Annotated in this window: 8 protein-coding genes and 3 pseudogenes; 8 read left to right on the plus strand and 3 right to left on the minus strand. The window is 71.0% G+C overall.

The window, feature by feature from the left end; genetic code table 11:
- From ABT048_RS36175 to ABT048_RS36200, 6 genes and pseudogenes are all read left to right on the plus strand, one after another.
- Window positions 1-1,296: an MFS transporter gene (locus ABT048_RS36175; RefSeq protein ID WP_350525865.1), complete on the plus strand. Its 1,296-nt coding sequence runs from the start codon at window positions 1-3 to the stop codon at window positions 1,294-1,296.
- Window positions 1,293-2,324, plus strand: a complete 1,032-nt coding sequence (locus ABT048_RS36180; RefSeq protein WP_350525858.1) for a TolB family protein — start codon at window positions 1,293-1,295, stop codon at window positions 2,322-2,324. Before ABT048_RS36175 ends, ABT048_RS36180 begins: the two co-directional genes overlap by 4 nt.
- Window positions 2,303-2,582: pseudogene (locus ABT048_RS36185) on the plus strand (MerR family transcriptional regulator). The gene ABT048_RS36180 and the pseudogene ABT048_RS36185 overlap by 22 nt, the downstream one beginning before the upstream one ends.
- Before the next feature lie 130 nt (window positions 2,583-2,712).
- Window positions 2,713-3,075, plus strand: a complete 363-nt coding sequence (locus ABT048_RS36190) for a GvpU-like protein (protein ID WP_350525859.1) — start codon at window positions 2,713-2,715, stop codon at window positions 3,073-3,075.
- Between the two features lie 150 nt (window positions 3,076-3,225).
- Window positions 3,226-3,912 (plus strand): VanZ family protein, encoded by a 687-nt coding sequence (locus ABT048_RS36195; RefSeq protein ID WP_350525860.1) that lies wholly within the window; start codon window positions 3,226-3,228, stop codon window positions 3,910-3,912.
- 416 nt (window positions 3,913-4,328) lie between these two features.
- Complete coding sequence (locus tag ABT048_RS36200) at window positions 4,329-4,664, plus strand: hypothetical protein (protein WP_350525861.1); 336 nt, start codon at window positions 4,329-4,331, stop codon at window positions 4,662-4,664.
- 40 nt (window positions 4,665-4,704) lie between these two features.
- Here ABT048_RS36200 and ABT048_RS36205 read toward each other — a convergent pair.
- A pseudogene (locus ABT048_RS36205) lies at window positions 4,705-5,223 on the minus strand (transposase); the annotation flags it as partial.
- 231 nt (window positions 5,224-5,454) lie between these two features.
- The gene (locus ABT048_RS36210) at window positions 5,455-6,129 is read right to left on the minus strand and encodes an SMI1/KNR4 family protein (RefSeq protein WP_350525862.1); all 675 of its coding nucleotides are present in this window, start codon (window positions 6,127-6,129) and stop codon (window positions 5,455-5,457) included.
- Between the two features lie 573 nt (window positions 6,130-6,702).
- Between ABT048_RS36210 and ABT048_RS36215 the strand changes: the two genes are divergently transcribed.
- Window positions 6,703-7,182, plus strand: a complete 480-nt coding sequence (locus ABT048_RS36215) for an SGNH/GDSL hydrolase family protein (protein ID WP_350525863.1) — start codon at window positions 6,703-6,705, stop codon at window positions 7,180-7,182.
- A 95-nt stretch (window positions 7,183-7,277) separates the two neighbouring features.
- The gene (locus ABT048_RS36220) at window positions 7,278-7,508 is read left to right on the plus strand and encodes an SGNH/GDSL hydrolase family protein (RefSeq protein ID WP_350525864.1); all 231 of its coding nucleotides are present in this window, start codon (window positions 7,278-7,280) and stop codon (window positions 7,506-7,508) included.
- Window positions 7,509-7,618: 110 nt separating this feature from the next.
- Here ABT048_RS36220 and ABT048_RS36225 read toward each other — a convergent pair.
- A pseudogene (locus ABT048_RS36225) lies at window positions 7,619-7,704 on the minus strand (IS5/IS1182 family transposase); the annotation flags it as partial.

Here is a 7,704-nt window from a genome sequence, read left to right on the forward strand (position 1 = left end):
ATGTACCTGGCCACCACGGGCCGTCGTCCGGACGCGCCGCCCCACCCGGCCGGGGTGGGGCGGCGCGTCCCGGGCACGGTCGTCGCGCTCGGCGCGGTCAGCCTGGTCACGGACGTCTCCTCGGAGATGGTCACCGCCGTGCTGCCGCTCTACCTGGTCCTGGGTCTCGGCCTCTCACCCCTCCAGTTCGGCTTCCTCGACGGACTGTTCAACGGAGCCACGGCACTGGTCCGGCTCCTCGGCGGGCGGCTCGCCGATCGCGGCTCCGGCCGGCACCGGACCGTCGCCGGGGCCGGATACCTGCTGTCGGCACTCTCCCGGCTGGGCCTGCTGATGGCCGGCGGGGCCGCCGGCGGCATCGCCGCCGCGCTGGCCGCGGACCGGCTCGGCAAGGGCGTACGCACCGCACCCCGGGACGCGATGATCACGCTCAGCGCACCGCCGGAGACCCTCGGCCGGGCGTTCGGCGTGCACCGGGCGATGGACACGACCGGGGCGCTGCTCGGCCCGCTGGTCGCCTTCGTGGTGCTGTGGGCGACCGCGGACGCGTACGACGCGGTGTTCGTGGTCAGCTTCGCCACCGGCTTGCTCGGTGTCGTGGTGCTGGGCCTCTTCGTCCCGGCCGACCCGTCGGCACCGCCGCCGCGGGCCGCATCGACCCGCCCGGTCCCGTCCGCGCTCCCGGCCGCGGGGCCGAACGCCGCACCCGGCCCGACCGGCACGGCCGCCCGGTCGACTGCCGACCCCGCCTTCCGGCGGGTGGTCGCGGCCGCCGCGCTGCTGGGCACCGCGACCGTCGGCGACTCCTTCCTCTACCTCCTGCTCCAACGCGGCCTCGACCTGTCGGCCGCGCTCTTCCCCCTGCTGCCACTCGGCGCGGCGGCCTGCTACCTGCTGCTCGCCGTCCCCGCCGGGCGGATCGCGGACCGCGCCGGACGGCGGATCCCGTTCCTCCTCGGCCACGGCGCGCTGCTCGCCGCCTACCTGACGCTCCTGGCCCCGCCGAGCCTGCCGACCGCCGTGCTGATCCTGGTCCTCCTCGGCGTCTTCTACGCCGCCACCGACGGCGTGCTGATGGCGCTGGCGGCGCCCGCGCTCCCGGCCGCCGGACGCGCGAGCGGCCTCGCCGTCCTGCAGACCGGACAGGCCCTGGCCCGCCTGGTCGGCGCGGCCGGGTTCGGCGCGGCCTGGACGTGGTGGGGGCCGCGCCCGGCCCTCGTCGCGGCCACCCTCGCCCTGGCCACCGCACTCACCGCCGCCTGGCGGATCCTCCCGGGAAGGAAGGCGCGCCGATGAAGTCGCGAACGGTCCTGCTGGTCCTCGCCGCCCTCGTCCTCCTAGGCGGCTCCCTCGGCTACGTGGTGCACGCCCGCCAACGCGACGGCGGACCGCAACTCGTCGCCGCGAACGACTCGTTCACGCTCGATCAGCCCGGTCTCTACTACCGCGACAACGCCACCGGCCGCGTCGCCCGCAGCCCGGGCGGCGAGCCCGGCGGCCCGTCCTGCGCCCGCTTCTACGCCGCGAACGACCACGCCCTGTGCCTGCGCGCCCTGCCGGGCACCCCTGCCCGGACCCAGGCGGTGGTCTACGACCGGCGGTTCACCGAACTCCGGTCGGTGATCGTCCCCGGGATCCCCAACCGGGCCCGGGTCTCGCCCTCCGGCCAGGTGCTCTCCTGGACCACCTTCGCCGTCGGCGACTCCTACGCGGCGGACCGCTTCTCCACCCGCACGTCGATCCTCGACCTGCGCACCGGCTACCTGATCAAGTCCGTCGAGGAGATCCCGCTGACGATCGGCGGCACCCGCTACCACGCCGCCGACGTCAACTACTGGGGCGTCAACTTCGCCGCCGACGACAACCGCTTCTACGCCACCGTCTCCACCGCCGGCCGCACCCACCTGGTCGAGGGCGACCTCAAGGCCTGGTCGGCCCGCACCCTGCGGGAGAACGTGGAATGCCCCTCGCTCTCCCCGGACGGTACCCGGATCGCCTTCAAGAAGAAGGTCTCCGCCGATCCCGCCGCGCCCTGGCGCCTCCACGTCCTCGACCTGGCCGACCTCCACGAACACCCGCTGGCCGAGACCCGCAGCGTCGACGACCAGGCCGCCTGGCTCGACGACGCCACCCTCGCCTACGCCCTCCCGGCCCGGGCGGGCAAGGCCACCGACGTCTGGGCCACCCCCGCCGACGGCACCGGCACGCCCCGCCTCCTCCTCCCCGGTGCCTCCTCCCCGGTCGCCCTCCCGCCCCCCCGCCGGCCTGACACCCCGCCGGCCCGCCGCACCGGCCCGGGACGGTGGGCCGCGCCGCCGAGATGACCGGTACCACACCCGGCTTCCTGCGCTCCCCGGGCGACCACGGCCTCATCACCCCGCTGCGCTCCGAGGGCGGCCACCGTCGCTACTCCCGCTACCGACTGCCATCGCGATTCGCGCCCGCGACCTCGTCGACCAGGGCACCGCCATCGACGCCGCCTGCCGCATCGTCATCCTCGAAGACCAATCGAGGAAGCCCTGCGCATCAACGAACGACTCCGCCGCTCCCAGCCCGGCCGGCAATCCGCCGCCGACACCTGACCGAGGGCAGAGCCCGTTGCCACGGGCACCCGCCGGAGTCCGGCCGCTCAGACCGGCGAAGCACCCGCACTCATCACACTCACCGCCCCGGGCGGCACCCGGACGTCGACGTGTTCTAGCCTTTGGTGCCATGTCGAACCCAGACGGGCTGCTCGTCGACATCGCCGCGATGGTCGAGTCCGAGCACAGCAACCAGATGTCCCTGACCGTGGTCGTCCCCGGCGCGGTGATCACCGGCCGGCTCGCCCCGGTGGCCCTGTGGTGGGAACGGGTGGCGGAGGTCCTCCAGGCCTCGGACCACCTGAAGCCCTTCGCCGCTCTCTTCACCCTGCGCGCCGAAGGAACGCCCGCGCGGCCCACCCACCTCCACCTGCACCGGGCGAAGATCCTGCAGGGCGACTTCGGACTGCCCCACACCGGCGGCATGTACCGCATCGCCATCGAAGACATCAGCGCCTGGACCGTCGGGGACCTCAGCTACTCCGACACCTGACGCCCCCGCACCAGGCCCAAGGTCCCAGATGCCCCCTTCGGCCGAGCCGACCGGGACGGTAGACGGCTCAAACTCAGCCGTCGCCATGCGCCGAACCGGGGCGCTGGGGGCATGCACCGCCGCTCTACCGCAGCCGTTTGAATGGTGCCCATGGACCACACCGCATCGCTGCCGACACCGCAAGTCCGTCGCACGCGCCGGACCCTGTTCGGCGGCCTGGCGCTGCTCGCTGCGGCATTCGTCGGCTTCTACGTGCAGCGGCCGCTCCGCCACCACGGCAACCAGCTGCACTCCTACTTCGACACGATCAACGGGATCGTCTTCCTCACCGTGCTCGCGCTGCCCCTGGCGGCGCTGGCGACGTGGCTGCTGACCCGCCGTCGCACGGCCGCCGGCTCCGCGCCGGCGTGGGCACGACGTGCCTCGCTGGCGGAGGTCTGCATCGTCCACGGGACGCTGCCGTGGGTGTGGATGACCATGCTGCCGGGCGACCAGGCCGGCCCGAACGCCCCGACACAGGTGAGCCTGGTGCCGCTGCGGGACCTGATCGCGACCGTCGAGGCCGGTCCGGGGTCCGCGATCGTCCAGGTCGGCGGGAACCTGCTGGTCTTCGCGGCGCTGGGATTCTTCGGCCCGGTACGGTTCGCGGCGCTGGCCTCTCCGCGGCGGGTCGCGGCGCTCGCGGCAGCCTGCTCGACGGCGATCGAGGTCCTGCAGTACGTGCTCCAGCTGGACCGGGTGTCCTCGGTGGACGACGTGCTGGTCAATACCGTGGGCGCGGTGCTGGCTGCCTCGGCCTCGCGCCGCTGGTGGCGCGGTACGCCGCATACCTGCTGAGGTCCGTCGAGCCTCTGCCCGGAGAGCAGCCCATGTCGGTCGGCGAGCATGCGGTGACGTTCCGGCGCTGCCTTTCGTGACCGTCGAGACTCACTGCCGCCGTTTTCGGCCGTGTTGCCACGACCGAGGGCGGTGCCGTGATCGACTCAGCTTCCTCCCAGTGACCTATTACTGCTCCGGGCCGCGCGTGCTTTCGGTCGCCGGGAGCAACTGAAACCGCCAGAGGCGCAGTACACGCGCTGGCCGGCCCCAGTAGTCCTCGGGAATCAGTCGGGCGAGGACGGCAGGGGGCTTCCAGCGGGGCGTAGACCAGAGCTCGGCCGGAGCAATCGTCAAGGCTTGTGGATCACGGGGCAGCGATCGGACCATAGACGGAGCTGGGCACGTTGGGGTGACTCGACCCGAGGGGGACAACTTTGAGCGCGCGGCCGTATCCCTTCCATGAGGGGAAGAACGTCGCATGGGACCTTGTGGTCTGGCGCGGCGACTTCGAGCGGGTCGTGGTTGCCGTACTGGGCCGAGAGGACATCGTTCAGGTCCGCGGAGGTTTTGACCGAGGCGACGACGTGTGGATGTACAACGTCTACCCTGTTCCAGATGCAGTCCTGCCAACGATTGCTGATCTTGTGCCGGGGGTCCAGCTCGACCGCGAGGTTGAGTACTTCATAGAGGCTCGCCAGGATATGCCGGGCGGAGAACTCTGGTTCCCCGAGCGTGGCGAGCTTCCACCCGGTCACGTGCCGCCTCGGTGAGGACAATCGTCGAGGGTTCTCGATGACCGATGCGACGTGGTCAGGCGGCAGCGGTCTCCTCGCACTCGACCATGACGCCGTTCTCGAACCGTGCGCCTGAGCGGACGAGGGCGACGAGGTGGGCGCCGGTGATCGCGCGCCAGCAGACCTGTGCGGACTCGACCAGCTTGAACACCATCGCGAGTGCGGCGGCCGGGCGGCCGGCTCCGCGGGTGACCTTGGTCCGCAGCTTGACCGTGGAGAACGTCGACTCGATCGGGTTCGTGGTCCGCAGGTGGATCCAGTGCTCGGCTGGGAAGTCGTAGAACGCCAGCAACTCGTCCCGGTCGTCGGTGATTTTGGCGACGGCCTTGGGCCACTTGGCGCCGTAGGTCTTCGCGAACGCCTCGATCGCCTTCTCGGCGTGCGCGCGGTCCTCGGCGTTGTAGATCTCCTGCATCGCCTTCGTCACGCCAGGCTGTGCGGACTTCGGCAAGGCGTTCGTCACATCCCGGGCCTTGTGGACCCAGCACCTCTGGTGCCGGGCGGCGGAGAACACTTCCCGCAGCGCGGGGAGACCCCGGTGTGCCAGACCAGCCGGCCGATCACGGACGGTTGACCCCCGCTGGCGCGGGGACGAGGGTCCTTGAGGTCGTTGCAGTAGCGCTCGACGAGGCGACCGCCTGCTCCTACTCCGCCCTCGCTCTCGCCCTCGCCGCTTGACCATCCAGCTCACGGGTGGGGTCGTTCCTCCTGTCGCGCACGAGTTGAGGCAGCCTCGGCACAGTCACAGTGGTGTACCGGATCGTCGTTACCTGGTCCAGGGCATCTCCGTCGAGCCGGTGGGCCGGTACCAGGAGATGCCCCACTCCGCGCCCCAGTCCTTGCCGGTCCAGTCGTAGGCGGGTGTCCAGAGTGGTCGGACCGGTTGAGATCCCCACTCTTCCGGGTCCGGGCGCACCAGCAACTCATCCTCATGGGCGTAGGCGCCGGTGAGTACGGTCGCCACGAACTCAGCGAAGCCGCCGTCGAAACGGGCGAGTTCACCGTCGGCGATGCCGTCGAAGTCGCAGAACACGGCCACCGGCCACTGCTCCGGGTCCGGGCCGGTGGTCAGCCAGCAGCAGTAGTTGTGATTGCTGTTCATGCCCCAGGGCAGCAGCCCGCCCGGGTCCGGAAAGACAGGGGTGTGTTCCTGGTCCCAGAACTCGTCCTCACCCTCAACCTGCTCCCGGAACTCGGTGTCGGTCTCAAAGCGCCACCCAGCCAGGCCGCCCGGAGAGTCGGCTATGCGGGAATGCTTCGTCGGTGATCGCACGCCCCACTCGCCGTTCAGGTTCACCGCGCCGTACAAGTCGACGAACGCCCGGTAGTCCGACGGCAGCTGGACCCCGAGTTCGGCCGGTGCCAGCTCCCACGGCACTCGCGCCGGGATGTAGACCGGCTCGCCCATGATCGCCCGGAGCCGGTCCCACGCCTCGGTCATCGCCCAGCCCCTCTCCGGCCGTCAGCCCGTCAGAGGCTGCACTCTAGGCCACGGGCTCCGACAAGCCACTGACCTGACCGGAAGAACGTCGGCTGGCGAGCCCCGCTCGATCCGAGGAGCTATGGGCATCGGCCAGGTCGAGCAGCTTCGCCGGCTGACCCCCGCGCGTGCGGGGACGCGCTTCGCCCGCTGTCGCTTCCTGGCTGGTTTCGGCCGATGGGGCGAATGGATCTGGAGGGGTTGTCGGGATCGCCCGGGTGCGGCGCGCCCGCTGGATCGTAACGGAAAGCGCATCCATGAATACGTGCAGTTGCATTCTGTTCGTCCCGTCACGGATCCGACGAAAGGGCACCGCCATGCCTTCAGCCACGCGCACCACGGCGACCGCCTCGCGGGCCCGGATGGCCGCTGTCACTGTCGCGCTGGGCAGCTGCCTGGCGCTCGCCCTCCCGGCGGCTGCCGCCGGCGCGGCGGACGCTCAGCCGGTGCCGACGGTGTTCTTCGGCGACTCCTACACCTCGAACTACGGCATCGCCACCTACGGCAACCGCCACACCCTCTGCTTCCAGGCCGATGAGAACTACCCCACCGTCGCCACCCGGACCCTTGGCGGCCAAGGGCGTCACGCTCAACGTCCAAGCGGACGTCTCCTGTTTGGGCGCGCTGATCGACAACTTCTGGCAGAAGCAGAGCCTGGGGTTCTTCCAGTCGGTTTCGGCGCAGGAGAACGCCCTCAACGCCGACACCCGCCTGGCCGTAGGCAGTCTGGGCGGCAACACGCTGGGATTCATCCGCATCCTCAAGCAGTGCTCCGACAATCTCCGGGGCGCGGCCGGAGTGCCCGGGGAACCGGTGGACGCCTCCTCCCCGTCCGCGGAGTGCGGGGCCTTCTTCACGTCGGGAGACGGCAAGACGTGGCTGGAAGGCCGACTCACACAGGTCGGCAGCGACCTGGCCACGATGTTCCAGCACATGGCCTCGCGCTCCCCCGACGCCAAGCGCGTGCTGGTCGGATACCCCCGCCTGGTGCCCAGGACGCCACCAAGTGTCTGACGGCGGCCCCTGGCCAGAAGAGCCTGCCGTTCTCCGACGTCCCCCAGGACGCCCTGCCCGTTCTGGACCAGGCCCAAAAGCGCCTCGACGACACCATGGAGAAGGCCGCCGCCGACGCCGGCGCCGACTTCGTCGACCTCTACGACACTACCGGCGCCAACACGGCGTGCGACGGCGCCGAGCGCGGCATCGGCGGCATCTTCGAGCCCTCCCAGGTCACAATCCTCGGCCAGCCGATCCCCTTCTACGCACACCCCAATGAGAAGGGCCGCGACCTCCAGGCCTCGCGGGTCGCCGCCCGGATCCAGGAGATCCTCAACTCCTGACCCTGAGTACCGCCCGATCTGCCAGATGCAGGCCGGCTCCGGGGACCGTAGCACCTTCCGGGCCTCGGGTCCGTCGCGACCGTAGTCCGGGCTGCAGCCAGTGAGCTCTTTCAGCGTTGAAGCTCCAGGGTGAGGACGGCTTTGGCTGCTGACGTAAGCCAGTTCGGGCTGCACCGGGCGTGGCGGAAGATCCGCC

Source organism: Kitasatospora sp. NPDC096140, assembly GCF_040303045.1.
Lineage (GTDB): Bacteria > Actinomycetota > Actinomycetes > Streptomycetales > Streptomycetaceae > Kitasatospora.